Below are 26640 nucleotides of genomic sequence, written 5' to 3' on the forward strand. Positions count from 1 at the left end.
AGATTTCCCATTACGCAAGTAAGTAAGATCCCTTGAAGATGACGAGGTAGATAGGTTCGAGGTGGAAGTGCGGCGACGCATGGAGCTGACGAATACTAATCGATCGAGGACTTAATCAAGATTAACATGGCACGGTATGCCGTTACTTTACAGAGATTATCCAGTTTTGAAGGAACAATTTTGTTCCATATATAGTCTGGTGGCAATAGCGAAGAGGTCACACCCGTTCCCATCCCGAACACGGCCGTTAAGCTCTTCAGCGCCTATGGTAGTTGGGGGTTTCCCCCTGTGAGAGCAGGACGCCGCCAGGCAAACAGTGAGGACAGCAAAAGCTGTCCTTTTTTGTATTTTGTATAGGAATTGGTTTGCTGCTTCTTGTTTTAAGATTGGAAAATTAAATATATTCATGATTTATATTTGTGATTTCAGAGACCGGTGTGTACGGCCTGTTATACTGTTTAGGCAGAAGGTATTTTCTTTAAAATATAACTGGGCAATGCAGTTGACCAAAGTGTCGGAGCATGCAACACTGCTGTAGGATTAACTGTGGAATCTAAGGGTAATACTATTGTTATCGAAACTTTTTTACATAATAAGTGGTATTTTAGAAAGGGGAGAGATGAATGGAGTCAATCTGGCTAGAGTATGCTTGGGCATTGTTAATCCTAATTGGATTAGAAGGATTGTTATCGGCTGATAATGCCCTTGTATTAGCGGTTATAGCCAAGCATTTACCTGAAGATCAGAAAAAAAAGGCTATAAGTTACGGAATTATCATGGCTTTCTTTTTCCGATTTGCTGCACTTTTTGCCATTTCTTTTATCGCAAACGTCTGGCAGGTACAAGCGATAGGAGCAGCTTATCTTCTTTACTTGGGCTTAAAGCATGTCATTCAGGCCCGGTTCGGGAAGAAAAATGAGAATATTCGTGAGGAAGTTAAAGAGGAAGCCGCAGGGAAAGGTTTTTGGCCTACTGTTGGGAAGATTGGTTTAGCCGATCTTGCTTTTGCCATTGACTCGATTCTTGCTGCAGTTGCTCTAGCCCTCGGCCTTCCAGATTCGCCGCTCGGTGAATTCGGCGGGATGGATGGAGGTAAGTTTATTGTTGTTCTTCTTGGAGGGATTGCTGGCCTGATTTTGATTAAGTATGCAGCAACCTGGTTTGTGCGGCTTCTCGATCAACGTCCAGCATTGGAAACAACCGCCTATGCAATTGTTGCCTGGGTCGGTGTCAAGCTTGCTGTCATTACTCTTGCCCATGAGGATATTGGTGTCTTAGACCATGATTTTCCACACAGTACCGCTTGGACGCTGGTCTTCTACGGAGTATTAGTTGGTATTGCTCTGCTTGGCTGGTTTGCACCCGCCAATAAGTCATTAGAAAAAGAGGATCTATAAAAGGTAAAAAAAGAAAAGGTGACAGTGAGTATAAGAACAGACGGGACTTTTATGAAAGATGAGCAGCTTACTATTCATTACTATTCATCTATTATAAAACTTGACTTTCTAGTACATGAGAGATATTATGTTGCGTTCGGGATAACCCAATAAAACAAGCGCTATCCTTTGAAAGACAAGGAATGGCGCTTGTTTTAGTTAGAAGAAGAAGTTTCAACGTTACATATTGAATAATATATTCACGTTGAACGCGACATAACGAATAAAATAGGAGGGTCTTTTTGGCAGCAAAGCAAGGATAAAATACGGTTGATCCGATTCGAGACCCGGAACAAATCCGGGCAATGAAAGAATATCTGCGAATTAAAGAGAAAAAAACAGAGAAAATCCTGTTATGTTAATGGATGTTCCAAAAATCAAGTCTGCACAAGATGCGGTAGAGCTTGCTGCGGAAATTGAGCGCATGGAGTCGTCACTAAAGATGCTGAAATCAGAGCTGAAAAGGTTTGTGGACCAAAACGGTGCGGTTGAAACAGCAGACAAAGTGTGGACTTACAAAGTGGCGGTCTCTTGGGAGTTTCATGAGTATGGCCTGAGAAACATGGAAGACCAGCTGGCGGTTGAAGGTATAAATCCTTGGAAAGTCACGATGATCTCCGCGGCAAACCTGAAAAAATCGGCTGGGGTAAAGAGGTGCTGCGCCAATTTGGTCAAAAAAAGAGAAGAAACGCTTTTCGTCTCAAAACAGATAAATAGTGGTAAGTGATAGTGTAGCATATCCAAAATAAGCCCCTCTACGATAAGCTTATATAACTTACTATTAATTATTATAACAAACTTTGTTTAGCTACTAGACAAACAAAGTAACCCCTGCTATACTCAATTCCAAGATTAAGAGTATTCAAATTCTTAACTAATAAAAAAAGGGGGGCAAGCAGATGAATAAATGTAAGGGGTTTCTAAACGTTTTAATGGTATCGTTACTAGTATTTATCCTGGCAGCCTGCGGGCAAGATGCAGGAAAAAATGTAAGCGGTAGCGATTCAGAGCAAGCTGATAAGGAGATTAGAATTGGTCTTTCTGTATCTGACTTATCTTTAGAAAGATGGCAACATGACAGAGATATATTTGTTAAGAAGGCTGAAGAAATTGGTTCTAAAGTCTTAGTTCAATCTGCAGATGGTGATGAAGCAAAACAATTGTCACAAATTCAAAATATGCTTTCACAGGGAATTGATGTACTTGTTATTATTCCTATAAACTCTGATTCTTTAACACCGGTTGTCGATCAAGCAAAAGCGGAAGGTATTCCAGTATTGGCATACGATCGTTTAATCAATAATTCAGAAATAGATGCATATGTTTCCTTCGATAATATACGCGTTGGAGAAATGCAGGCAGAATACTTGGTAAATAAAGTTCCCAAAGGTAAATACTTTTTAATGGGTGGATCACCGACGGATAACAATGCAAAGATGTTTAGGGAAGGACAAATGAACGTTATCCAGCCTCTGGTAGATAAAGGTGACATTGAAATTGTAGGGGATCAATGGGCAAAGAACTGGGAAGCAAACGAAGCACTCAAAATAATGGAGAATGCGCTTACAGCTAATAAAAACCAAATTGATGCTGTTGTTGCTTCTAATGACAATACGGCTGGTGGCGCCATTCAAGCATTGTCAGGCCAAAACTTAGATGGAAAGGTAGCGGTTTCTGGGCAAGATGCTGACATTACAGGTGTCCAACGTATTGCAGAAGGTACACAATCAATGACAGTTTATAAGCCAATTAAAACTATTGCAGAAATGAGTGCAGAAGTCGCGGTTAAACTTGCGAAGGGTGAGAGTGTTCAAGCTGGGGGCTCTGTTAATAATGGGAAAATAGATGTGCCATTCATCAAACTAGATCCAATTATGGTAGGTAAAGAAAATATTGTTGATACTATTATAAAAGATGGTTTCCATTCCTATGATGAGATTTACAAAAATGTCCCTGAGAATGAGCGTCCACCGCGTCCATAAAAATAAGAGCTGAACAGGATTAGGGGGGGAAGCCCCCTATTCTTAATAAGATAAGGAGGCCATCAACATGGATACTTTCGCACTTCAAATGAAGGGTATTACAAAAACCTTTCCTGGTGTAAAAGCATTAGATAACGTGACTTTTTCTGTACGTAAAGGGGAAATCCATGCATTGTGTGGTGAAAACGGGGCTGGGAAATCAACGTTAATGAAAATTTTAAGTGGTGTATATCCAGTGGGTACATACAGTGGCCAGATCTTAATTAACGGAGAGGCCGCGTTCTTTAAATCCATAAAAGAATCTAGACAAGCCGGCGTATCCATTATTTATCAAGAACTTGCACTTGTGGAGGAAATGACAGTCGCGGAAAACCTCTTTCTTAGTCATGACCTTATGAGACAAAAAGTGATTAATTGGAACAAGATAAATGCGGAAGCACAGAAGTGGCTTAGCAACATTGGATTAAATATTGATCCACAAACAAAGGTTGGTGATTTAACAGTAGGAAAACAACAGTTAATCGAGATTGCGAAGGCTCTCACTAATAAAACAGATATTTTAATTTTAGATGAACCCACTGCTGCATTAACAGAGAGTGATGTTGAGATCTTAATAGGACTCTTAAAAGATTTGAGGTCAAAAGGTGTTACGTGTATTTATATCTCTCACAAACTTGGAGAAGTTATGACACTAGCTGATACCGTAACGATCTTGCGTGACGGGCAAACAATCAGCACGGATCCAATTAAAGAGCTTTCAGAGGATAAAATAGTAACAAAAATGGTTGGAAGGGAACTGACGGAGCTTTTCCCTTATAAGGCTCGGCCGATAGGGAAACCAATCTTACAAGTAGAGAACTATTCTTCTTTTGAAGCACATAGTGGAAAATCAATCATAAAAAATGTGTCCTTTACATTGAAAAAAGGGGAAATTCTCGGGTTTTCTGGCTTGATGGGTGCTGGAAGAAGTGAACTATTCACCAGCCTGTTTGGAGGGCTTAAAGAGAAAAAGCAAGGCAAAGTGATTATTGACGGAAAAGAAACAAATATTCAAAAGCCGGCCGATGCCATTCAGGAAGGCTTAGCCTATGTTTCAGAAGATCGAAAAAGATACGGTCTTATCCTGGGGATGGACATTGCAAAAAACTCGACGCTTGTTGCGTTAAACAAAGTCATGAAGTTCAACATTATTGACGATGCGCTGGAAGTAAAGCGTGCAGATGAGATTACAAGAAAAATGAAATTAAAAGCCCCTAACCTTGAAACCAAGGTTGGTCAGTTGAGTGGAGGTAATCAGCAAAAGGTTGTCCTCAGCAAATGGATATTAAATAACCCCAAAGTCCTTATTTTAGATGAACCAACAAGGGGCATTGACGTAGGTGCAAAATATGAAATCTATAAAATTATTAATGAACTTGCAGAGCAAGGGGTTGGAATTGTCATTATATCCTCTGAATTGCCAGAAGTTCTTGGAATGTCAGACCGAATATTAGTCATGACAGAAGGAAGTATTAGTGGTGAATTTACAAGGAAAGAAGCCACACAGGAAAAAATAATGGCATGTGCCACAGGAGGGAAGATTCGTGAACAATCCATTGCCTACTAATACGAATGTAATTCCAAAAGAAAATAAAAAACTGAGTTTTAAACTTGATTTTCAAGCCTATACATTGATCATTGCCCTCGTTTTAATTGCACTCATTTTTGGGTTTTTTACAAATGGTGAATTTTTATCCTCCCGTAATCTATCAAATTTGTTCACACAGATGGCTGTGGTCGCTGTCCTTGCAATTGGAATGACTCTTATTATTGTCGCCGGACATATTGATTTATCTATTGGATCTTTAGTGGGTTTAACGGGTGGAATCACAGCGATTCTCCAAGTTTGGTTTGGAATGAATACAGTTGTTGTTGTCATTGTTGCCATTGCAGCTGGTGCTCTCGTAGGTTTATGGCAAGGCTGGTGGGTTGCCTATCGTGCTGTGCCCGCTTTTATTGTGACACTGGGTGGCATGTTGATTTTTCGTGGGATTTTAATTGGAATTAGTGAAGGACAGACAATTGCTCCGTTGAATGACAGCTTTAAACTCATTGGAAACAGTTACTTACCATACAGTATAGGTTATATTATTGCCGCTGTCAGTGTTGTCCTTCTTTTTGTGTCAACCGCACGTATGAGAGCGAAACGCCAAAGCATGGGCTTAGCCGTTCCGTCTACTATTGTTGATTATGGTAGAGTCACAGTTTATTCCTTTTTTACTCTATTAATTACTTATATGCTAAATCGTTATTTGGGAATCCCTATTTCAATGTTGATTGCTGTTTCATTTGCTGGATTGTTCCTTTTTGTATCTCTGAAAACGTCTTTCGGACGATATGTTTATGCGATCGGCGGTAACGCTGAAGCTGCAGCGCTCTCAGGGATTAACATTAAACGAAATGTATTGTACGTCTTTATCTTAATGGGCGCACTAGCAGGAGTAGCAGGAGTGCTTTTAACAAGCAGATTAAATGCGGCAACGGTGAGTGCCGGTAACATGCTTGAATTAGATGTAATTGCCGCCTGTGTAATCGGTGGAACAAGTTTAATGGGTGGAAAAGGGAAAATTATGGGTGCGATTATTGGTGCACTTATCATGGCTAGTATTGATAACGGAATGAGCATGATGAATATTGAGACGTTTTGGCAATACATCGTTAAAGGCTCTATTTTAATTTTTGCTGTGTGGCTTGACATTTCAAGCAAAAAATAATAATCATTGTAAATTTTAAAAAATATAAGCTGCTATTAGTAGCAATATTTCATTCATACCAATAATCAAGCCTAGAATGAAAAAATAAAAAAGCCCAAGTGATTGGTCATATAATGTACCAAAGATTATGGCTTCACTGACAATGACCAGCTTGCCGCTGCTACTTGTTTATTTCTTCGCGCAAGAAAAAATTGTAAAAGGTGTGGCTGCAGGTTCCGTAAAAGGATAATATTGATTTCATTTTAGAAAGAAGGAAAAGAAATGAAAAAAGTGCGTGTAGGATTAATTGGATGTGGATTCATCAGCGGCATTTACCTTGAAAATGCCAAAAAGTTTAATTTTTATGATATCACAGCATGTGCAGATTTAGATTTAAGCCGGGCGAAAGCAACTGCTGAAAAGCATAATATTGAAAAAGCCTATTCACCAGAAGAATTGATCCAGGACCCGGATATCGATCTTGTTCTAAACTTGACAATTCCGGCTGCTCATGCCGATATTGCTGTTCAGGCATTAAAAGCCGGCAAGCATGTATACAGTGAAAAACCGCTTGCTGTAACACGTGAAGAAGGACAAGCCATTCAGGAAGCTGCAAAAGAAAGCGGCTGCTACGTCGGAAATGCGCCGGATACATTTTTAGGCGGAGGCATTCAAACCGCGCGCAAGTTAATTGAAGATGGCTGGATCGGGCGACCTGTATCTGCAACCGCTTTTATGATGAATCATGGCCACGAGCATTGGCATCCAGATCCAGGCTTTTACTATCAAAAAGGCGGCGGCCCGATGTTTGATATGGGACCTTACTATATTACAGCGCTTATTTCAATGATGGGTCCTGTGAAGCGGGTGACAGGCGCTGCAAGCGTGACATTCCCGGAACGGACCATTTTAAGCGAGCCAAAGTATGGAGAAAAAATCCAAGTCAATACGCCTACACAAATTAACGGTATTATGGAGTTCCATCAAGGAGCCGTCGCTTCGATTATTACAAGCTTTGATACGTGGCATCATAATTTGCCGTACATTGAAGTGTACGGAGACGAGGGCAGTCTTGTCGTGCCAGACCCGAATACATTTGGCGGCCCTGTGCGGGTACGCCGAAAAGGGCAGGAACAGTGGTCAGACATTCCGCTGACACATGGTTTTTCAGAAAACAGCCGGGGCATTGGCCTTTCGGAAATGGCGTATGCCATTTTAGAAGGCCGCTCACCAAGAGCAAGCGGCGATCTTGCTTACCACGTACTTGATATTATGCATGGGTTTCATGACGCTGCCGAACAAGGAAAGCATTATGAATTGAGCAGTACATGTGACCAGCCAGCTCCGCTTCCAACAGGCATTGACCAGGATAATTTTCATGATCTCATGTCAGGAAAATAAGGAGGAATCGCTATGCAGTCAGCCGTATTGCAGAAAACAAAAGAAATTGATTTGCAGGAACAGAGCATTCCAGTTCCTGCTGACAATGAAGTCCTGATTAAAGTAAAAGCAGTTGGCTTATGCGGATCGGATATTCATTATTACGAACATGGGAAAATCGGCGACTTTATCGTGGAAAAGCCGATTATTTTAGGCCATGAAGTGTCGGGGGAAATTGCAGAGCTTGGAAAGGATGTCCAGGGTCTTCAAAAAGGCCAGCGGGTTGCCATTGAACCCAGTAAAACATGCGATACATGCATTCATTGCCAAAGCGGGCGCTACAATCTTTGCAAGAAAGTGGAGTTTTTAGCAACGCCCCCATATGACGGTGCCTTCTGCCAGTACATTGTGATGCGCAGCGACCTTGTATTTCCAATTCCAGATGAAATGAGTGACGAAACGGGTGCATTAATTGAGCCATTTTCTGTCGGCCTTCATGCTTGCAGCCGGGGAGAAGTAAAGGCCGGTGATTCGGTGCTTATTTTAGGAATGGGCCCTATTGGCTTGCTGACGGCTGCAGCAGCAAAAATGAGCGGCGCAGGACTAATTATTGGCGTTGATTTGGAACAGGCACGGCTGGATAAAGCAAAAGAGCTAGGTGCAGATGAGGTGATTAATGTAAAAACCGAATCGTTTGAGGAAAAGATCTCGGAGTATACAAATGGACTCGGCGTGGATGTGGCGATTGAAACAGCCGGAAGCCCGGCAGCATTAAAGAGTATGATTTCAGGAGTGCGCCGTGGCGGCAAAGCAGTGATCGTTGGGATGTCTTCCGAGGATGAAGCGCCGCTTAACATTGCCCAAATCATTAGCAAAGAAATTGATATAAGAGGGGTATTTCGTTATCACCATACATACCCAAAAGCGATTCAGCTGTTATCAGAAAGCAAGATTGATATCGAGAAAATTATAACAGATTATTATGATTCGCTTAATGAAATAGAGGCAGCGTTTAAAAAAGCTATTCAAGATAAGAAAAATACACTGAAAATTATGATTTATCCGAATGGACGCTAATAAAAAGAGGGAGGGTATTCGTCAATGAAAGAAGTTCGCATTGGCATGGTCGGTTATAAGTTTATGGGAAAAGCACATAGTCACGCATATCGTGATTTGCCGATGTTTTTCCCAGATCAGCCACGACCAGTAATGAAAGTGATTTGTGGAAGAAATGCAGAGAATGTTCAAAAAGCCGCTAAGCAGTTTGGATGGGAACAGAGCAGTACGGATTGGCGAGAATTAATGGATAACCCTGATATTGACTTGATTGACATTAATGCACCAAGTGATGCCCATAAAGAAATTGCGCTGGCAGCTGCAGCAGCCGGAAAGCACATTTTTTGTGAAAAACCGCTGGCATTGACCTTGCAGGATTCCCGGGAAATTTTAGAAGCGACCGAAAAAGCAGGTGTTAAGCACATGATCGGTTTCAACTACCGATTCGCGCCAGCTGTTCTTTTGGCGAAGAAGCTGGTTGAAGAAGGCCGGCTCGGCGACATTCATCATTTCCGCGCCTGGTTTTTGCAGGACTGGCTTGTTGACCCAGATTTCCCACTGACGTGGCGCCTGCAGAAAGAAATTGCTGGATCAGGTTCACATGGAGATTTAGGCGCGCATTTAATTGACTTGGCTCATTTCCTTGTCGGCGGCATCTCAGAAGTCATCGGTATGAGTGAGACATTCGTGAAAGAGCGGCCTGTTCCAGACAATATGACAGGCTTAAGCGCCCAGGCAAGCAAAGATTCACCAAAAGAAAAAGTAACGGTTGATGACGCCACGCTGTTTATGGCCCGATTTGAAAATGGTGCGCTCGGAAGCTTTGAAGCAACACGCTATGCATCTGGCCACCGGTGTACAAATTCATTTGAAATTAACGGCAGCAAAGGAAGCGTGAAATTTGACTTTGAACGGATGAATGAACTGCAGGTATACTTCACGGACGACGCTGATGATGTGCAAGGATTCCGCCGTGTACTGGCCACCGATCCTGCCCATGCTTATGCAGATGCATGGTGGCCGCCTGGACATACAATCGGCTATGAACATACATTTATTCATGAAGTGGTGGAGCTAATGCAGTCCTTTAAAGAAGATCGCCAGCCAATTCCTGATTTTACAGACGGTGTAAAGTGCCAGCAAGTACTGGAAGCGGTAGATTTGTCTATTGAAGAACGCCGCTGGATCAAGCCGAGCGATTTGTAAAGACAAAGACAGAAGGAGCTAATAATATGAAGAAAAAAGCGCTAATCGTATGGGGAGGCTGGGACGGGCACGAGCCGGACCAGGTTGCCGAGATTTTTAAAGGCATATTAGAAGACGAAAATTTCGAGGTGGACGTATCAGATACACTTGAATCCTATGCCGATCTGGAAAAGCTGAAGTCACTGGATTTAATTGTGCCACACTGGACAATGGGTGAAATCAGCAAAAAGTATGTGTTGAATATTTCGGCAGCAGTTATGAGCGGTGTAGGAATTGCTGGCTGTCATGGGGGGATGTGTGATTCTTTCCGCAACAATGTTGATTGGCAGTTTATGACCGGCGGCAACTGGGTAGCGCATCCGGGAAATGACGGCGTAGAATATATGGTAAATATTAAGCATTCATCAAGTTCATTGTTAGAAGGATTTGACGATTTCAAAGTCGTTTCCGAACAATATTATCTTCATGTAGACCCGGCTGTGGAAGTATTAGCCACAACGAGATTCCCAGTTGTCGACGGGCCCTATAAAGCAAATGGAGCAGTTGATATGCCGGTTGTTTGGACAAAACGCTGGGGACTTGGCCGCGTGTTTTACAATGCACTTGGCCATAAAGCAGATATCGTAGCGATGCCAGAAGTTTCATCCATTATGCGCCGGGGCTTTTTATGGGCTTCTGAAGGAAAAGAACTTTACGGCCGTTCGGATGCACCGACATATGGAACATATGGGAATGGTAAAAATAAAGTATATACAGGTATGGGTGATAGTGAATAATAGTTAAAGACTGGTATCATTCACTCTATTAATTGGGGGATGATATATGGAGTTCTAAGAATGGTTGTTTATTAAGATGAACGTACACGTTCTATGTTCTGCCTGCCTGTAAAACATATTCTAAAAATAGTTTTCATGAAAAAGGATGGTCTTTTCCCATCCTTTTTCCTTATTATTGTAGACAAAATCATGTTTAGGTATTCATTTAATCTATATAGAAAAATATAAAACCAAACACTTTTTATCCTTTTCCTATCAGACCATTAAAAAAATAGAAAACACAGGGTTTTCGAAACCCTGTGGTATTAACTGAAGATACATAACAGTCAGGAATACGTCGAGCTGCAAAAGCGCATTGTCTGTTTCACTGACATCAAAGAGCATTTTGGCAGTCTATTATAAAAGGATCTCTACCCTCATGCTAGCTATTCTACCAAAAAAAGTAATAACAAAATCCATAATAAATAAGTTGCGGATTTCGTTAGGTAGTCAACCCATTAATAAAACGTCCAATCATCATTGAACATGCACCGAGCGCAGGCGCATTTTTGCCAAGGGAAGAAGGCAAGAAGGCACATTCCGCCTCAAACCGGATGTTCATTCGGGACGAAAGTGTGTTTTTGACAGCGTTTAGCACGAAAGGGTTTGACTCAATAAGTGGATTTCGTAAAATGATAGCTTCCGGATCAAATGTATTGGTAATGTTGACAAGGCCGATCCCTAGGTAATGGCCGAAATTTTCAAGTGCGGTGAACAGCTCGACATCATTTTGCTTGTAGCGTGCCTCTATCTCTGCATCATTCCATACAGCAGGCAGGGACTGGCGGAACGCTTTTTCAGAAGCGTACAGCTCCCAGCAGCCGCGATTTCCACAATTGCATTTTGGGCCGTTAAAATCAATCGTCATGTGGCCCATTTCGCCAGAAAAGCCATGTATGCCCTTGTACAGTTTATTGTCTAGGACGAGACCGAGACCAATCCCAGTGCTGACACTCACATAGATGAAATTATTGTATGCTTTTGCAGCTCCATATATATTTTCTCCATAGGCGCCAGCATTTGCTTCATTTTCAATCGTAACGGGTACATGAAAGGCGTCTTCAACTATTTTTTTTAATTCAATGTTGTCCCAGTGCGAGTTTGGTGTTAAAACAATTTGTTCGGAGCGATTCACTAGACCTGGAACACAAATACCAATGCCGATAAGCCCGTACGGAGAACCAGGCATTTTATCGGTCACTTGCTGAATGGTTTTTAAGAGAAGCTCAATTGTTTCATCTGGAGAAGACTGGTTTAAGTCAAAATAATGCTCGCTCACAATCGATCCGTCCAAATCCGTTAAAAGAACAGTCATATCGTCTACACCGATGTCTACGCCGATGGCATATCCCGCTTGTTTGTTAAACATAAGCATCACAGGCCGGCGTCCGCCGCTTGACTGACCCTGTCCGATTTCAAAAATAAATTTCTCATCAACCAGCTCTTGAATTTGAGCGGAAACCGTGGATTTGTTTAACCCGGTTGTTTTGGACAAATTAGCGCGTGAGATAGGAGAGTGATGAATGACCTCCTGCAAAAGCCGCCGTTTATTCATTTTTTTTACTAAGTTTTGATCTGCTATCATTATTCATATCACTCACTTTGTTGTTTATTTAAATAAAGTTTAAATTAATTATAACAAAAAGCTTGAAAAATGAAAGCGGATTCTGTAATATATGAGTTAAGTTAGTTTATCCAAGCAACAAACATGAAGGAGGAAAAAATAATGACATACTTTGAAAATGTAAACAAGATTCAATTTGAAGGGGCAGATTCCAAAAATCCGTTTGCCTTTAAGTATTACAATCCGGAAGAAGTTGTAGGCGGCAAAACAATGGAGGAACAGCTTCGTTTTTCTATTGCTTACTGGCACACTTTTACAGCAGACGGCAGCGATCCATTTGGTGCCGGCACGATGCAGCGCCCATGGAATAAATATTCCGCTATGGATCTCGCCAAAGCGCGTGTTGAGGCGTCATTTGAATTATATGAAAAACTAGGTGCACCTTATTTTGCATTTCATGATCGGGATATTGCTCCTGAAGGCAGCAACTTAAAAGAAACCAATGAAAATCTGGATGTTATTGTTTCGATGATCCAGGATTACATGAAAACAAGCAATGTGAAGCTTCTTTGGAATACAGCCAACATGTTTACCAATCCACGTTTTGTTCACGGGGCGGCAACAAGCAGTAATGCGGATGTTTTCGCTTATGCAGCAGCGCAGGTGAAAAAGGGATTGGAAACAGCGAAACTCCTTGGTGCTGAAAACTATGTGTTCTGGGGCGGCCGTGAAGGGTACGACACATTGTTAAACACGGACTTGAAACTGGAGCTTGATAACTTGGCGCGCTTCTTCCATATGGCGGTCGACTATGCAAAAGAAATCGGTTACGACGGCCAATTTTTAATTGAGCCGAAGCCAAAAGAGCCGACAACACATCAGTATGATACGGATGCGGCGACAACATTGTCATTCCTGCGCCAATATGGACTCGACAACCATTTTAAATTAAATCTGGAAGCAAACCACGCAACGCTTGCCGGACATACATTTGAGCATGAGCTTCGCACAGCCCGCATTAATGGCATGCTTGGTTCGGTTGATGCGAACCAGGGTGACCCGCTTATCGGCTGGGATACAGATGAATTTCCAACGGATCTTTATTCTACTACGCTTGCGATGTACGAGATTTTGCAAAATGGCGGGCTTGGCAAAGGCGGCTTAAATTTTGATGCGAAAGTACGCCGTGCTTCCTTTGAAGCTGACGACTTGTTCTTGTCGCACATTGCCGGCATGGATGCATTCGCCATCGGTTTAAAAACAGCGCAACGATTAATTGAAGACAAAGCGTTTGAAAACGTGATCGCGGACCGTTACAGCAGCTATACAACTGGCATTGGCCTTGAAATTGTAGAAGGGCGCGCTAATTTCCAATCGCTTGAAAAATATGCGCTTGAGAACAGCCAAATTCAAAATCGTTCAGGCCGCCAGGAAAATTTAAAAGCGATCTTGAATCAGTATTTGCTGGGCAGCAACTAAAAACGGCTTGAACGGCCGGAAAATATAAAATGGATCGGAGAATTAACTTGAACGGCCAGATTATTGCAAATCTGGTTGTTCGGGAGAAAATCCGATCCATTTTTCAAAGGAGTGGGAAAAATGAACTATGTGATTGGGGTTGACCTTGGAACGAGTGCCGTCAAAACCATCTTAGTCAATGAAACAGGCGAAATTTGCGCGGAAACATCGAAAAGCTACCCGCTTTTTCATGAGCGGGCTGGCTGGAGTGAGCAAAATCCGGATGACTGGGTAACAGGGACGATTGACGCTTTGCAAGAAATGATGAAAGAGGCCAATGTTCCGGCAGAAAATATTAAGGGTATCAGCTATTCCGGGCAAATGCATGGACTTGTCCTTCTGGACGAGCAGCGTAACGTCCTCAGAAAAGCGATTTTATGGAATGATACGCGGACGACAAAACAATGCGAAGAAATTACGGCAACGCTTGGAACAGAAATGCTTTCTATTACAAGGAACCGCGTATTGGAAGGCTTCACGCTTCCGAAAATTCGCTGGGTGCAGGAAAACGAGCCGGAGCTGTTTGAAAAAGCTGCCCTTTTTTTACTGCCAAAAGATTACGTCCGCTTGAAAATGACCGGCGAGGCGCATATGGATTACTCGGATGCGGCGGGTACACTGCTTCTCGATGTAGCGAAAAAAGAATGGAGTGCTGCTATTTGCAAAACGTTTGATATTCCCCTTTCTCTTTGCCCGCCACTTGTTGAGTCTACTGGACAGACAGGCACACTGCTTTCATCCATTGCCGAAATAACCGGGCTGCGCGCGGAAACTCCTATTTTTGCGGGTGGAGCGGATAATGCTTGCGGAGCAATTGGCGCGGGTATTTTAAGTTCGGGAAAAACAATGTGCAGCATTGGAACGTCCGGTGTCATTTTAGCTCATGAAGACGATTCGTCCCGGGATTTTGAAGGGAAAGTTCACTTTTTTAACCATGGCAAAAAGAATGCATTTTATACGATGGGTGTCACGCTTTCTGCTGGACATAGCCTGCAATGGTTTAAAGAAACCTTTGCGAAGGATGAATCGTTTGATGAGATGCTGAAGGAGGTAGGCAGCATTCCACCGGGGGCGGCCGGGCTTCTATACACCCCATACTTGGTCGGTGAACGCACCCCTCATCCCGATTCTGTGATTCGCGCGAGTTTCATTGGCATTGATAGTTCCCATACAAGAGCGCATTTTGCAAGGGCCGTAATGGAAGGGATTACCTTCTCATTACAGGAATCAATCGACCTATTCCGGAAAGAAGGGAAAAATGTCGACACGGTCATTTCAATTGGCGGCGGGGCAAAAAACGATGTGTGGCTGCAAATGCAGGCGGATATTTTCGAGGCGAAAGTAGTAAAGCTGCAAAATGAGCAGGGACCGGCGATGGGAGCAGCGATGATCGCAGCGGCCGGCAGTGGGATGTTTGAATCACTTGAACAGTGTGCGGAGGTCTTTATTAAAGAAGGCCAGACATTTTTACCGGATGCAGAACGGGCAAAGCAGTATAAATCATTGTTTTCTATTTATCAAACAGTATATGACCAAACAAAGCCGATTAACGAACAACTGCAGTCATTCCGTGTATAAAGGAGTTTTATAATGATTAAACAGGTGCTGTTTGACGGGCAAGAAGCGATACAAGCATCAAATGGACAGCTTGAAATGATACTGATTCCGTCGTTCGGAAGCAACGTCATTTCGCTCGTTGATGTAAAAACAGGCCGGGAATTGCTGGTCAAGCCGGATTCTTTTGCAACCTTAAAGGAAAGCCCGATTTTGCATGGCATTCCGGTGTTGTTTCCGCCAAATCGGATCAAAGGTGGGACATTCCAATTTAACGGCGTTACCCATGAGTTTCCGATCAATGAAATCGGAAAACATCATATTCACGGTTTTGTGTATGACAAACCCTGGGTCGTAACAGCTCAAAACGAAAGAAATGGCATAATTACAATTGAAACCGCGATTCAACTCGAAAAGCCGGCGATTTATAAAAATGCGTCGATTCATTTAAACTATGAGCTTGACGGGAGTGTCCTGCGTCAGAAAGCAGTCGTGAAAAACAATGGCAACGAGGCATTTCCCTGGGGAATTGGCTACCATACTGCTCTGTTATTTGACGAAAAAAATTCGGTATTTTCTTTAACGAAAAAAAGCCAATGGGCGTTAACTGATGAAGCCATTCCGACAGGTGAACAGGTTCCGGGTGAGCCGATAGAAAAGAAAAACTTGCAGGGCGTCCCGCTTGACGACGCGTTTGCCGCTGTGGAACAAGGAAATGAAGCTGTGCTCCATAACAAGGAAACAGGCTGCACCATCACGTATCGAACGGATTCTGCGTTTAAACATTGGGTTGTTTACAATGGAAATGGCCGTGAGGGTTTCCTTTGTCCAGAACCGTATACGTGCATCACTAACGCGTTTAATATGGATGTGCCGGCTGAAGTAACTGGCCTCCGTGTGCTGGAGCCGGGTAAAGAAGATGTCGTAACAGCTGAAATAGAAGTAACCCATCTGCAGTGATATCACTGCAGATTTTTTTGGTGAGGGGAAGAAGGGGATTGAGGAGTTTTTATATCAATAGCCAGCTGGAACAAAAAAATAGCGCCTAACCCTCACTAAATCAAAGATTTTAAAGGGGAATGCGGCGCTCATTTTTTGTTCAAAAACTCATAAATATTCACTAAATGAAAGAGGCTAAACTTATATTTTATTAAACTCATCAGGATCTGCAAACATACGTTTATCCTGGTTAAGAGCATTTATTTTGTCCATATCTTCTTGTGAAAGTTCAAAATCAAATATATCCACATTTTCAGCAATACGATGTGGTTTTGTTGACTTCGGTATGGTCACTACTCCAGTTTGTAAATCCCAGCGGATAATGATTTGAGCAGTTGATTTATTATATTTGTTTGCAATTTCGACTAAAGCGGATTCGTTAAGAAGGCCGCCTTGCATTAATGGAGACCACGCTTCAAGCTGAATTTCATTTTTTCTACAAAAATCATGTAATTCCTTTTGGTTAAATCGCGGATGGTATTCAACTTGATTGACCATCGGTTTAATTTCACAGTTTGCCATAATGCTTTCAAGGTGATGAATTTTAAAATTACTAACGCCGATTGCACGAACACGCCCATCCTTATAAAGCTTTTCAAGCGCTTTCCATGTCTCTACATATTGCCCTTTGGAAGGCAGAGGCCAATGAATTAAATAAAGATCTAAATAATCTAAGCCCAATTTCTCCATACTCTCATCGAAAGCTGCTAATGTAGAGTCAAATCCATGATGAGCGTTCCAAACTTTAGTTGTGATAAATAGCTCTTCTCGAGGTACATTTGATTCAGCAATTGCTCTGCCTACGCCATCTTCATTTCCATAAATTGCTGCGGTATCAATGCTTCTATAGCCAACTTCAAGAGCAGCTTTTACTGAACTAACAACTTCCTCTCCGTCTTGTACTTTAAAAACCCCTAAGCCAATCCATGGCATTTCTACACCATTATATAATGTTGTCGTGCTTTGTAAATTCTTCAGCATAGTTTTTTGCCCCTTTATCAGTTAGTAGTAAAATACTAAAAAGCAAGAGTTAAAGCTCTACGTAATTTCTCCATTCGTGAATGGGCTTCCAATTTAAAAGCTTTTTAGCTTTTTCATTGTTTAACAATGTTTCAAAACCTGATAAATCTTTGCGAAAATCTTTTACAGTGGGAAAACAAGTTTCCATTAGTTGTTTACTCTCAATATTCATACTCGTATCATCAGCCGCAATATTAAGGGCGACTGAACCAAGTCCGTCTGTCTCAACTGCTAATCTAAAAGCTGTTGCTGCGTCTCTTGTGTCAATATAACTCCACAGAATTGTTTTTCTTTGCTCAGGATCATGGATGAAATTCGGGAAATTTTTGTACATTTCAGGAGAAATAACATTTCCTAATCTCATTGATACTACCTGCATACCTTTTCTTTGGTAGATCATATCAGCTGTTTTCTCATTTACAATCTTAGATAATCCATAACTTTCTTCCGGCATTTGTGGGTGGTCTTCGTCTATAGGTACATACTGTGGTGTTAAGCCTTGCTTTGAAAAGCAAATACCATAAGAAGACTCACTAGAAGAGATAACAGCCTTTTTAATTCCTAGGTTCCCAGCAGCTTCTAAAATATTATAGGTGGACATGACATTATTTTGAAAGGTTACTTCATTTGGGTGTGAGTAAGCAACTGGAATTGCAGCAAGATGTACAACTGCATCAGCACCTGCTAATACTCCGTATACTTCACCAAGGTTTGTTAAATCTGTTATTACCGTTTTACAAAGAGCTTCTTTTGGATGTTTAATATCTGCATTGACAACATGATAATCATGTTCTAAAAATTCTTTTATTACTGCTGGACCAAGAAGGCCGCTTCCACCTGTTACGATAACATTTTTCATTTTTATACCTCCATTCTTAACTAAATAGCCTGTCGATTTTCCATCATTTCACAACCAGGGTGCAACTTCCAAAATATCGGCTGAAATCTAAAATAAGTAACTAAAATTGAAAGTAGTTCTCAACTTAGTTTGTTGTATGACAAAACTAAGTATAAATAGATGATTCTTAGATTTCAAGTAATTCATCTCATGAATTTTTTGAAAGTGGCCAGCCATGGTGATTAGCTATTATTTACATAATGCAAGAGCTCTGTAATATTGCCTGTCACATGATTTATTGGATCGTGAAAAAATGCAAAGCTTAAAGAATGATTTATCTACCCAAACTGCTTTTTCTGTTTATCTTTAATTAAGTAGGTATACTAGAGCAATTTAAATCGGGTTTTCAAGGTTTTAGAGAGAACACTTCAAGTAAAATAGAGCCTGCAGGTAAAAAACTTTTCCGATTTTTTATCTGACTCTTTATACAGTCTTCCCATCAAGTTGGAGTGTTTTTTCTAGTTTTTTGTAATTCAGGAAAAAGAAAATACTTAAAAAATTTTTTATAAATTAAAAATTTTGTTGAAAAAAGTATTTTTTTTTTGTAAGATGGAACCAAATTAGTTTGTTGAATCGATAAACTAATTTAACTTATGCTGTTAGTGAATAGCTCATTCTAAATATGAGCTGTTCATTTTAAAGTTTATCGCATCTAGAAGAAGGAGGAAAACAACATGGCCCAATCTTACGCTGGTATAAGTCAATGTTTTGGAAGCGTAAACAAATTTATTTATGAAGGAATAGATTCTAATAATCCGTTACCCTTTAAACACTATAACCCTGAAGAAGTTATAGGCGGAAAATGATGAAAGAACAGTATTGCTTTTCGATGAGTGGAAATTTTTTTAGTAAAGAAAATTAACCATTCAAACCAGAAAAGAGTATAAGAGATTTTGTGAAATTAAATCAAAGATAATCAAGTTATTAAGAATCATCTTTTATCCATATTATTTCTTATAATTTTATTTGAAAGTGCTTTCAGATGAACAGAGCATTTTTCGCTCACAAGCACATTTAGAGGCATTTAGTTTTTGTGATCTATAAAGGAGGAAAAATCATGTCTAGTGAAAATTTAAAGAAGGTTAGCATGATTGAAAAGGTTGGATACGCTTCCGGAGATTTTGCGTGTAATTTAATTTATGCAACCGTTTCTACATATCTTTTATTTTTTTATACCGATGTATTTGGTTTATCGGCAGCAGCTGCCGGTACGATGTTCTTGGTTGTTAGAATAGTTGATGCTCTTGCTGACCCTTTTATTGGAACGTTAGTGGATAGAACAAACAGTAGATTTGGGCGTTTTAGACCGTATCTTTTATTTGGAGCATTCCCATTTGCTATTCTAGCAATACTTTGTTTTACAACTCCAGACTTTTCAGATATGGGAAAATTAATATATGCCTATATTACTTATGTTGGTTTGTCGCTCACATACACAACTATAAATGTTCCGTATGGTGCATTAACTTCTGCCATGACCAGGAATAATCAAGAAGTTGTTAGTATTACATCTGTTCGTATGTTCTTTGCCAATCTTGGTGGATTAATCGTTGCTTTTTTTGTTCCATTATTATCTACTTACTTACGGGATACGACTGGAAACGCAGTTCTTGGCTGGCAATTAACCATGAGTATTTTAGGTATAATTGGTGCATGTTTATTAATATTCTGTTTTAAAAGCACAAAAGAACGTGTAGTGCTTCAAAAGTCTGAAGAGAAAATTAAATTCTCAGATTTATTTGAGCAATTTAGAGTTAATCGTCCATTAGTTGTACTAAGCATTTTCTTTATTATTATCTTCGGCGTCAATTCAATAAGTAATTCTGTTGGGATCTATTATGTTACGTATAACTTAGGCAGAGAGGATTTAGTAAAGTGGTATGGTTTATTGGGAAGTTTGCCTGCTTTGGTTATTCTGCCGTTTCTACCGAAAATTAATAAACGGCTAGGAAAGAAAAAATTACTGAATTATGCCTTATTACTAAATATTGTTGGTCTTTTAGCTCTCCTAATTATACCACCAAGCAATGTATTTCTTGTGCTCCTTTTTCGTTTAATTGCAGCTGCAGGAAGCCTTACAGCTGGAGGATTTATGTGGGCACTTATTCCCGAAACAATCGAATACGGGGAGTATAAGACAGGAAAACGAATGGGTGGATTGATTTATGCTATTATTGGATTCTTTTTTAAATTTGGTATGGCACTCGGCGGGATTGTGCCAGGGTTAGTATTGGATAAGTTTGGATATGTTGCGAATCAGGTACAGACTCCTGAGGCATTAACAGGAATTTTAATTACGACAACAGTTGTCCCTGTTATTTTCCTTATTTTGGCTATGATTGATATTAACTTCTATAATTTAGATGAAAAAAAATATGCAAAAATGGTACGCGAATTAGAAAATAGAGATAAAGTATATTTGGATAATATTCATGAATTTAAGAGTTAAAAAATAGATATCATCATCAATGATAATATGGATAAAGCTCTATGTTGTGTGCTTAGTAAATGACCATTTAAGGAGAAATTCAGATGAAAATCATTAATCCAGTACTTAGAGGTTTCAATCCTGACCCAAGTATATGTAGAGTAGGAGAAGATTATTATATTGCTGTATCTACATTTGAATGGTTTCCAGGTGTTCAAATCCATTATTCAAAGGATCTGGTAAACTGGCGTCTTATATCACGTCCATTAAATCGAGTTTCCCTGATCGATATGAAAGGGAATCCCAACTCCGGGGGTGTTTGGGCACCATGCTTAACTTACGCCGAAGGTAAGTTCTGGCTTATTTATTCGGATGTCAAAATGCACACGGGAGCATGGAAGGATACACACAATTACTTGACCACCTGTGACACCATTGATGGTGAGTGGAGCGATCCAATCTATTTGAATAGCTCTGGCTTCGATCCTTCCTTGTTCCATGATGTGGACGGAAGAAAATATATCGTTAATATGCTTTGGGACCAAAGAGCTTATAAACACTCTTTTGGAGGAATCGTTTTACAAGAATACTCCCATGAGGAAAGACGTTTAATTGGAAAGCCAAAAGTGATTTTTGAAGGAACAGATATTAGGCTGACAGAGGGACCGCATTTATATCATATCAACGGTTATTATTATCTGCTGACAGCAGAAGGTGGAACAAGATATGCTCATGCTGCAACTCTGGCAAGATCGAAAAATATTGAGGGACCTTATGAATTGCATCCTGATAATCCTTTGCTCACTTCCTGGCACGACCCTCGAAATCCATTGCAAAAATGCGGACATGCCTCTATCGTTCACACACATACCGATGAATGGTATTTGGCACACTTAACCGGCAGACCACTGCCTCACGAAGACAAACCAGTACTTGATTATCGCGGTTTTTGTCCGCTGGGAAGAGAGACTGCCATTCAAAAACTTGAATGGAGAGACGGTTGGCCATATGTTGTTGACGGGAAACAGGGGTCTGTTGAAGTAGATGCGCCTAAAATGGAAGAAGTGAAATGGGAGCGGGATTACGATGAGGTTGAACATTTTGATAGCACAACCTTGAACCATCATTATCAGACATTACGTATTCCCTTAACTGGGGATATTATGTCTTTGACTGACAGGCCGGGAAATTTGCGCCTTTATGGGAAAGAGTCACTAACATCTTGCTTTATCCAGGCATTGGTTGCGCGTCGTTGGCAGTCATTACATTTTGATGCCAGCACAGCAGTTGCCTTCCAGCCAAATACATTCCAACAGGCTGCAGGCTTGGTATGCTATTACAATACCGAGAATTGGACATCTGTTCAAATTACCTGGAATGAAAAAAGGGGCAGGATTATTGATATTGTAAGATGTGATAACTTTACTTTTTCACAGCCGTTACATGGTTCAGAAATCCAAATTCCGGAATCGGTCGAATATGTTCATTTAAAAGTGAAGGTCAGGGAACATACCTATCAATTTGCTTATTCTTTTGATAACGAAACTTGGACTGATATTCCGATAACTTTTGAATCTTATAAGTTATCGGATGAATATGTCCAGTTAAACGGATTTACTGGGGCGTTTGTTGGCATGCATTGTCAAGACACTAGCGGAACGAATCATCCTGCTGATTTTGACCATTTTACCTATAAAGAACTAAAGTAAAATACAAGTAATACAAAAAATGATGGCATGGGGAAATTGCCAAAAATCGTTCTCAAAAGGCACATAGTAATACAGTTTTAATAAAGGTAGAATAAAGGGAGTATGAAGGAGAACGGTTCGAGAAAGTGGCCGTTCTCTTGCTTTTTTGTGTTGTAGTGCCTAGTTATTATTGGGACAGTCTGGAGTAAAAAGTATATTTAATCATATTCTATAAAATATATTTGAAAAGTTAGTTGTTTCGATATACAAAGATAGCTAGCATCAGCTATAATAAATTTGTAAGTATTCAAACTATTTTAATGGAGAGAGACTATTATGAAAAATTCAAAACCGAATGAACCTTTAGTTACGCATATTTTTACCGCAGATCCTTCCGCGCATGTCTTTGAAGGAAAGCTTTATATTTATCCTTCTCATGACCTTGATCACGATGAACCTTCTAATGACAATGGTGATCAATATAAGATGGAAGATTATCATGTTTTATCCATGGAGGATGTGGATGCACCATGTGTAGACCATGGGGAAGCGCTTCACTTAAAAGATATTCCTTGGGCAAGTAAGCAGCTCTGGGCACCCGACACAGCTTACAAAAATGATAAGTATTATTTATTTTTCCCTGCAAGAGATAAAGATGGGATTTTCAGGATTGGTGTCGCAACAAGCCCTAATCCTGCAGGACCATTTACGCCAGAGGAAAATTATATACCCGGCAGCTTCAGTATTGACCCCGCTGTTTTAGTTGATGATGATGACAGAGCCTATGTTTATTTTGGCGGCCTTTGGGGAGGACAATTAGAAAAATGGCAGACAGGGACATTTAATCCAGATGCTGAAGGTCCCGCTCCAACAGAACCAGCTTTAGGACCAAGAGTAGCTGAATTAAGCAACGATATGCTGACTTTTAAAAACGAGCCGCAGGAAATCTCCATTGTAGATGAAAACGGCAATCCTATTCTTGCAAGTGACGAAGATCGCAGATATTTTGAAGGACCATGGGTTCATAAATACAATGGTCTTTACTATCTATCTTATTCAACGGGTACAACTCATAAAATTGTTTATGCTGTAAGTGAAAATCCACAAGGACCATTTGTGTTCAAAGGAACGATTCTTACTCCTGTCATTGGCTGGACCACGCATCATTCAATTGTTCAATTTAAGGATAAGTGGTATCTGTTCTATCATGATTGCTCATTATCAGATGGTGTGAACCATAAGCGCTCGGTGAAATTCACTGAATTAAAATATAATGATGACGGAAGCATTCAAACGATTGACCCTTATGCAGATAAATAATAAAATTGACGGCTGGAACGGTATTTTGACTTTGAGCTTAATACCAAAGCAGATACTGGGGAGTTTTTTCTATATTATTCGTTTGACTAAACTACGTTAATAGGACAAGGCTCAGGCGGCTCTGACTACAAAGTAAATTTAGATTTAGACAAAAAAACCCATTGGTCACATTAACGAATCATTCCTATTTTAATCTAAGTGGCAATCTGAAGAGAGATATCTTGAACTACACATGGGGAATAAAAAGCGATAAATTTCTTGAAATTGATCAGGAATTTATTTCAACCGGCAAATTTATGGAAGTGGGTAACACGTCATTTGATTTTAGAAGTGCAAGGGTGATAAACACTGGAACAAGATCCAGCCATCCTTAAAACGTACTGGTAGGGGAAGGCTGCGATTACTCGTTTCTTTTAGATACAAATCATGATTCGGAAATTGTCTTAAAGGACAACGAAAGCGGTCGTACTTTAACAATTGAAATGGATCAGGCCGGTGTTGTGGTATACTCGGGAAATTCCTTGAAACCAGATGGTGAATTCCGAAGTACGCTATCCAGAAAATATCTGGGTATTTGCCTTGAGACGCAGGCTTTACCTGATGCCATCCACCATCCTCATTTTCCATCAACGATTCTGGATATCGATCAGAAGTATTCTTCTGTAGCAGTATATAAGTTTGGAGTTAAACAGAATTAAAATAAGGAGTGATGAACATGAATTATCGTGAACTGGGTAATACAGGGATCCTGATCAGTGAGGTCAGTTTTGGAACATGGGCAATCGGCGGTTCATGGGGAAAGACAAACGACACAGAAGCACTGAAATCTTTAGAGTATTCAATTGAGCAGGGTGTTAACTTTTTTGATACAGCGGATGTATATGGGGACGGACATAGTGAAGAGTTATTAGCCAAGGCCACTAAAGGCAAGGAAGACAAGATTTATATTGCTACAAAGTTTTGCCGCCAGGGTGATATTTTTGACCCGAAAAATTATAGCTATGAAACCGTTAGCTCTTATTGTGAAGACAGCCTCCGCCGTTTAAATAGAGAAGCGATTGATTTGTATCAAATTCATTGCCCGGCAACGGAGATTTTGAAAGATGGCGGTGTATTTGAAGTACTGGATCGTCTGAAGAAAGAAGGAAAAATCCGTCACTATGGAGTAAGTGTGGAAACCGTTGAAGAGGGCCTTATTTGCCTGGAATATCCAAATGTTAAGAGCCTGCAAATCATCTTTAATATGTTCCGCCAAAAGCCATTGGAAAAATTAATCCCTGAAGCTTATCAAAAAGGTGTGGGACTTCTAGTCAGATTGCCGCTTGCAAGCGGGCTGCTAACTGGTAAATTTACCAATGATCATGTATTTGAGGAAGATGACCACCGCCGTTTTAATGAAAATGGAGAGGCTTTTAATGTCGGGGAAACCTTTGCAGGCCTTGGGTTCCGCAAAGGTGTTGAATTGGCTGACCAGTTAAAGTGGATTGCAGAAGGCCGGAAAACTATGTCTAGTGCAGCATTGCGCTGGATTTTGGATCAAAAAGAAATTACATGTATTATTCCTGGTTTTAAAAACGTTAAACAGGTCGAGGATAATCTTTCAGCATTGGAAACAAAACCATTCTCAGAAGAAGAAAAGCAAGAGATTCAACGTTTTTATCATGAAAAGGTAAAGGATTTTATCAGAGGTCCTTATTGATAAACGGGGTTTAAACTTCACAAAAAGCGGAAGCCACTACCTTTGATGATCGCTCAAATTCTATCTATACGCTACAAGTATTAAAAGCATTTACGAAAGCAAAGGAAAAGCAACTTTCTTTATGTCAGTGAGCAAATGGCGAAACATCCCGAGATTAATTAACTTCACAAGGCTATCAACTTGTGACCGTAAGTAAACTATAAAAATAATCTGATTTAAAGTAAGGGAAGCACAATAATTACTTTTGTGCTTTCCTTTGTTTTTGTTTGAAAAGGTTTATCTGTTGGAGAAATTAAATTTTGTGATTTTTTCACGTTTTGCTTAGTGCATTTTCAAAGGATAGAAGAAAGAGTAACCAAAAAAGAATATCCTCCATGATTATCCAGGGGAAAAAATTATGGAGAAAGGCCCCATAGAGGAAAACTGCTATATAATAGAAGCAGGTGTTTTTTTATTATAATAATTGGTTGGAATAAATCTAAGAGGTTTCTAGTTTGGAGGGATTAGATGAATAATGCGGCAAATCGAGCCTATGTTGCTGTGGAATGGATTGCAAAATTTGCGTATATTAACCTATTATGGATTGGTTTTTCTTTGATAGGTCTGGTTATCCTTGGGTTTTTCCCAGCGACGATTTCGATGTTTACGATCATTCGTAAATGGCTAATGGGGGACACAGACATTCCGATTTTTCGAACCTTTTGGACTACCTATAAATCGGAGTTTATACGAAGTAATGGTTTAGGTTTACTCGTAGCGGTTGTAGCGGGACTTATTGTACTTGACTTAGTTTTTATGAAGAATTCGGGAAACAGTTTTATAAGTGTTATTCAAATTCCTTTATATATAATGATGTTTGCAGCAGTCATGACTATGTTCTATCTATTCCCAGTCTACGTTCATTATGAGTTAAAACTGGCTCAAATAATCAAAAATTCATTCTTAATGATGCTTATTAACCCGCTTGAAAACCTTACGATGATTGCTGGAATTGTTGCCGTATTCTTTGTGGTGAAGGTCATTCCAGGTTTGGGCTTTTTCTTCGGGGGCAGTCTAACGGCAGCTATTATAATGGCTGCATGCTATCATGTTTTTGAAAAAATGGAAAAAAAGCGGCGGACCCATTCTTAGGCAAGTTCTTTAAATGAATCCTCTTAAATAAAATGGACCGCATTTTAGCGGTCCTATGATTAGAAGAGGTAACAAAAAAGGCAGAAAGGGAAGTTTCGCTTGTAAAAGGAAACTTCCCTTTCTGCCTTTTAACTGGCTTATAAGAAAGTATAAACTTTCTTATAAGCCAAGGACAAATACGTCTCTGTCTTCGCCTTGCGTCTCGCTAACCGGC

20 protein-coding genes, 2 rRNA genes and 2 pseudogenes are annotated in these 26640 nt (G+C 40.3%); 21 read left to right on the top strand and 3 right to left on the bottom strand.

The annotated features are described in order from the left end of the window. The 11 genes from M3221_RS17310 to M3221_RS17360 form a co-directional block, all read left to right on the top strand. Positions 1–119 (top strand): 23S ribosomal RNA (locus M3221_RS17310); the annotation flags it as partial. A 76-nt stretch (positions 120–195) separates the two neighbouring features. Further along, positions 196–311 (top strand): 5S ribosomal RNA (gene rrf / locus M3221_RS17315). A 312-nt stretch (positions 312–623) separates the two neighbouring features. Beyond that, on the top strand, positions 624–1397 hold the full coding sequence (locus M3221_RS17320; protein WP_242237159.1) for a TerC family protein: 774 nt from the start codon (positions 624–626) through the stop codon (positions 1395–1397). A 394-nt stretch (positions 1398–1791) separates the two neighbouring features. After that, positions 1792–2163 carry a hypothetical protein gene (locus tag M3221_RS17325; RefSeq protein WP_251272981.1) on the top strand — a complete coding sequence of 124 codons (372 nt, stop codon included), beginning with the start codon at positions 1792–1794 and terminating at the stop codon, positions 2161–2163. 172 nt (positions 2164–2335) lie between these two features. Continuing rightward, on the top strand, positions 2336–3418 hold the full coding sequence (xylF, locus tag M3221_RS17330; protein ID WP_251272982.1) for a D-xylose ABC transporter substrate-binding protein: 1083 nt from the start codon (positions 2336–2338) through the stop codon (positions 3416–3418). 67 nt (positions 3419–3485) lie between these two features. After that, entirely contained in the window at positions 3486–5024 is a 1539-nt protein-coding gene (locus tag M3221_RS17335) for a xylose ABC transporter ATP-binding protein (RefSeq protein ID WP_251272983.1), read from the top strand. Beyond that, entirely contained in the window at positions 5002–6171 is a 1170-nt protein-coding gene (locus M3221_RS17340; RefSeq protein ID WP_251272984.1) for a sugar ABC transporter permease, read from the top strand. The genes M3221_RS17335 and M3221_RS17340 overlap by 23 nt, the downstream gene beginning before the upstream one ends. Before the next feature lie 261 nt (positions 6172–6432). Beyond that, positions 6433–7551, top strand: a complete 1119-nt coding sequence (locus tag M3221_RS17345) for a Gfo/Idh/MocA family protein (RefSeq protein WP_251272985.1) — start codon at positions 6433–6435, stop codon at positions 7549–7551. A gap of 12 nt (positions 7552–7563) precedes the next feature. Continuing rightward, positions 7564–8607: an NAD(P)-dependent alcohol dehydrogenase gene (locus tag M3221_RS17350; protein WP_251272986.1), complete on the top strand. Its 1044-nt coding sequence runs from the start codon at positions 7564–7566 to the stop codon at positions 8605–8607. A gap of 24 nt (positions 8608–8631) precedes the next feature. Beyond that, complete coding sequence (locus M3221_RS17355) at positions 8632–9792, top strand: Gfo/Idh/MocA family protein (protein WP_251272987.1); 1161 nt, start codon at positions 8632–8634, stop codon at positions 9790–9792. Between the two features lie 26 nt (positions 9793–9818). Then, the gene (locus M3221_RS17360) at positions 9819–10568 is read left to right on the top strand and encodes a ThuA domain-containing protein (protein ID WP_251272988.1); all 750 of its coding nucleotides are present in this window, start codon (positions 9819–9821) and stop codon (positions 10566–10568) included. 481 nt (positions 10569–11049) lie between these two features. On the opposite strand, the gene M3221_RS17365 is transcribed toward M3221_RS17360, so the two are convergent. Beyond that, a complete protein-coding gene (locus tag M3221_RS17365) occupies positions 11050–12195 on the bottom strand; it encodes an ROK family transcriptional regulator (protein WP_251273057.1) in 1146 nt (381 codons plus the stop codon). Positions 12196–12333: 138 nt separating this feature from the next. On the opposite strand from M3221_RS17365, the gene xylA reads away from it, so the two are divergent. The 3 genes from xylA to M3221_RS17380 all read left to right on the top strand — a co-directional run bounded on the left by xylA (position 12334) and on the right by M3221_RS17380 (position 16203). Beyond that, the gene (xylA, locus tag M3221_RS17370; RefSeq protein ID WP_396120309.1) at positions 12334–13650 is read left to right on the top strand and encodes a xylose isomerase; all 1317 of its coding nucleotides are present in this window, start codon (positions 12334–12336) and stop codon (positions 13648–13650) included. A gap of 120 nt (positions 13651–13770) precedes the next feature. Beyond that, positions 13771–15267: a xylulokinase gene (xylB, locus tag M3221_RS17375; protein WP_251272990.1), complete on the top strand. Its 1497-nt coding sequence runs from the start codon at positions 13771–13773 to the stop codon at positions 15265–15267. 12 nt (positions 15268–15279) lie between these two features. After that, positions 15280–16203 carry an aldose 1-epimerase gene (locus tag M3221_RS17380; RefSeq protein ID WP_251272991.1) on the top strand — a complete coding sequence of 308 codons (924 nt, stop codon included), beginning with the start codon at positions 15280–15282 and terminating at the stop codon, positions 16201–16203. 180 nt (positions 16204–16383) lie between these two features. On the opposite strand, the gene M3221_RS17385 is transcribed toward M3221_RS17380, so the two are convergent. Then, entirely contained in the window at positions 16384–17223 is an 840-nt protein-coding gene (locus M3221_RS17385; RefSeq protein WP_251272992.1) for an aldo/keto reductase, read from the bottom strand. Positions 17224–17272: 49 nt separating this feature from the next. Then, positions 17273–18121 (bottom strand): NAD-dependent epimerase/dehydratase family protein, encoded by an 849-nt coding sequence (locus M3221_RS17390; protein ID WP_251272993.1) that lies wholly within the window; start codon positions 18119–18121, stop codon positions 17273–17275. A gap of 713 nt (positions 18122–18834) precedes the next feature. On the opposite strand from M3221_RS17390, the pseudogene M3221_RS17395 reads away from it, so the two are divergent. The 7 genes and pseudogenes from M3221_RS17395 to M3221_RS17425 all read left to right on the top strand — a co-directional run. Then, positions 18835–18963, top strand: a pseudogene (locus M3221_RS17395) (hypothetical protein); the annotation flags it as partial. Between the two features lie 254 nt (positions 18964–19217). Continuing rightward, on the top strand, positions 19218–20609 hold the full coding sequence (locus M3221_RS17400; protein WP_251272994.1) for an MFS transporter: 1392 nt from the start codon (positions 19218–19220) through the stop codon (positions 20607–20609). 83 nt (positions 20610–20692) lie between these two features. Next, positions 20693–22297: a glycoside hydrolase family 43 protein gene (locus tag M3221_RS17405; protein WP_251272995.1), complete on the top strand. Its 1605-nt coding sequence runs from the start codon at positions 20693–20695 to the stop codon at positions 22295–22297. Between the two features lie 315 nt (positions 22298–22612). After that, positions 22613–23596, top strand: coding sequence for a glycoside hydrolase family 43 protein (locus M3221_RS17410; RefSeq protein ID WP_251272996.1), 984 nt, complete (start codon positions 22613–22615; stop codon positions 23594–23596). Between the two features lie 161 nt (positions 23597–23757). Next, positions 23758–24294, top strand: a pseudogene (locus tag M3221_RS17415) (aldose epimerase family protein). 17 nt (positions 24295–24311) lie between these two features. Next, positions 24312–25295 carry an aldo/keto reductase gene (locus M3221_RS17420; RefSeq protein ID WP_251272997.1) on the top strand — a complete coding sequence of 328 codons (984 nt, stop codon included), beginning with the start codon at positions 24312–24314 and terminating at the stop codon, positions 25293–25295. Between the two features lie 507 nt (positions 25296–25802). Next, entirely contained in the window at positions 25803–26426 is a 624-nt protein-coding gene (locus tag M3221_RS17425) for a YesL family protein (protein WP_251272998.1), read from the top strand. Positions 26427–26640: the final 214 nt, after the last annotated feature.

Source organism: Domibacillus indicus (assembly GCF_023715895.1).
Lineage (GTDB): Bacteria > Bacillota > Bacilli > Bacillales > Domibacillaceae > Domibacillus > Domibacillus indicus_A.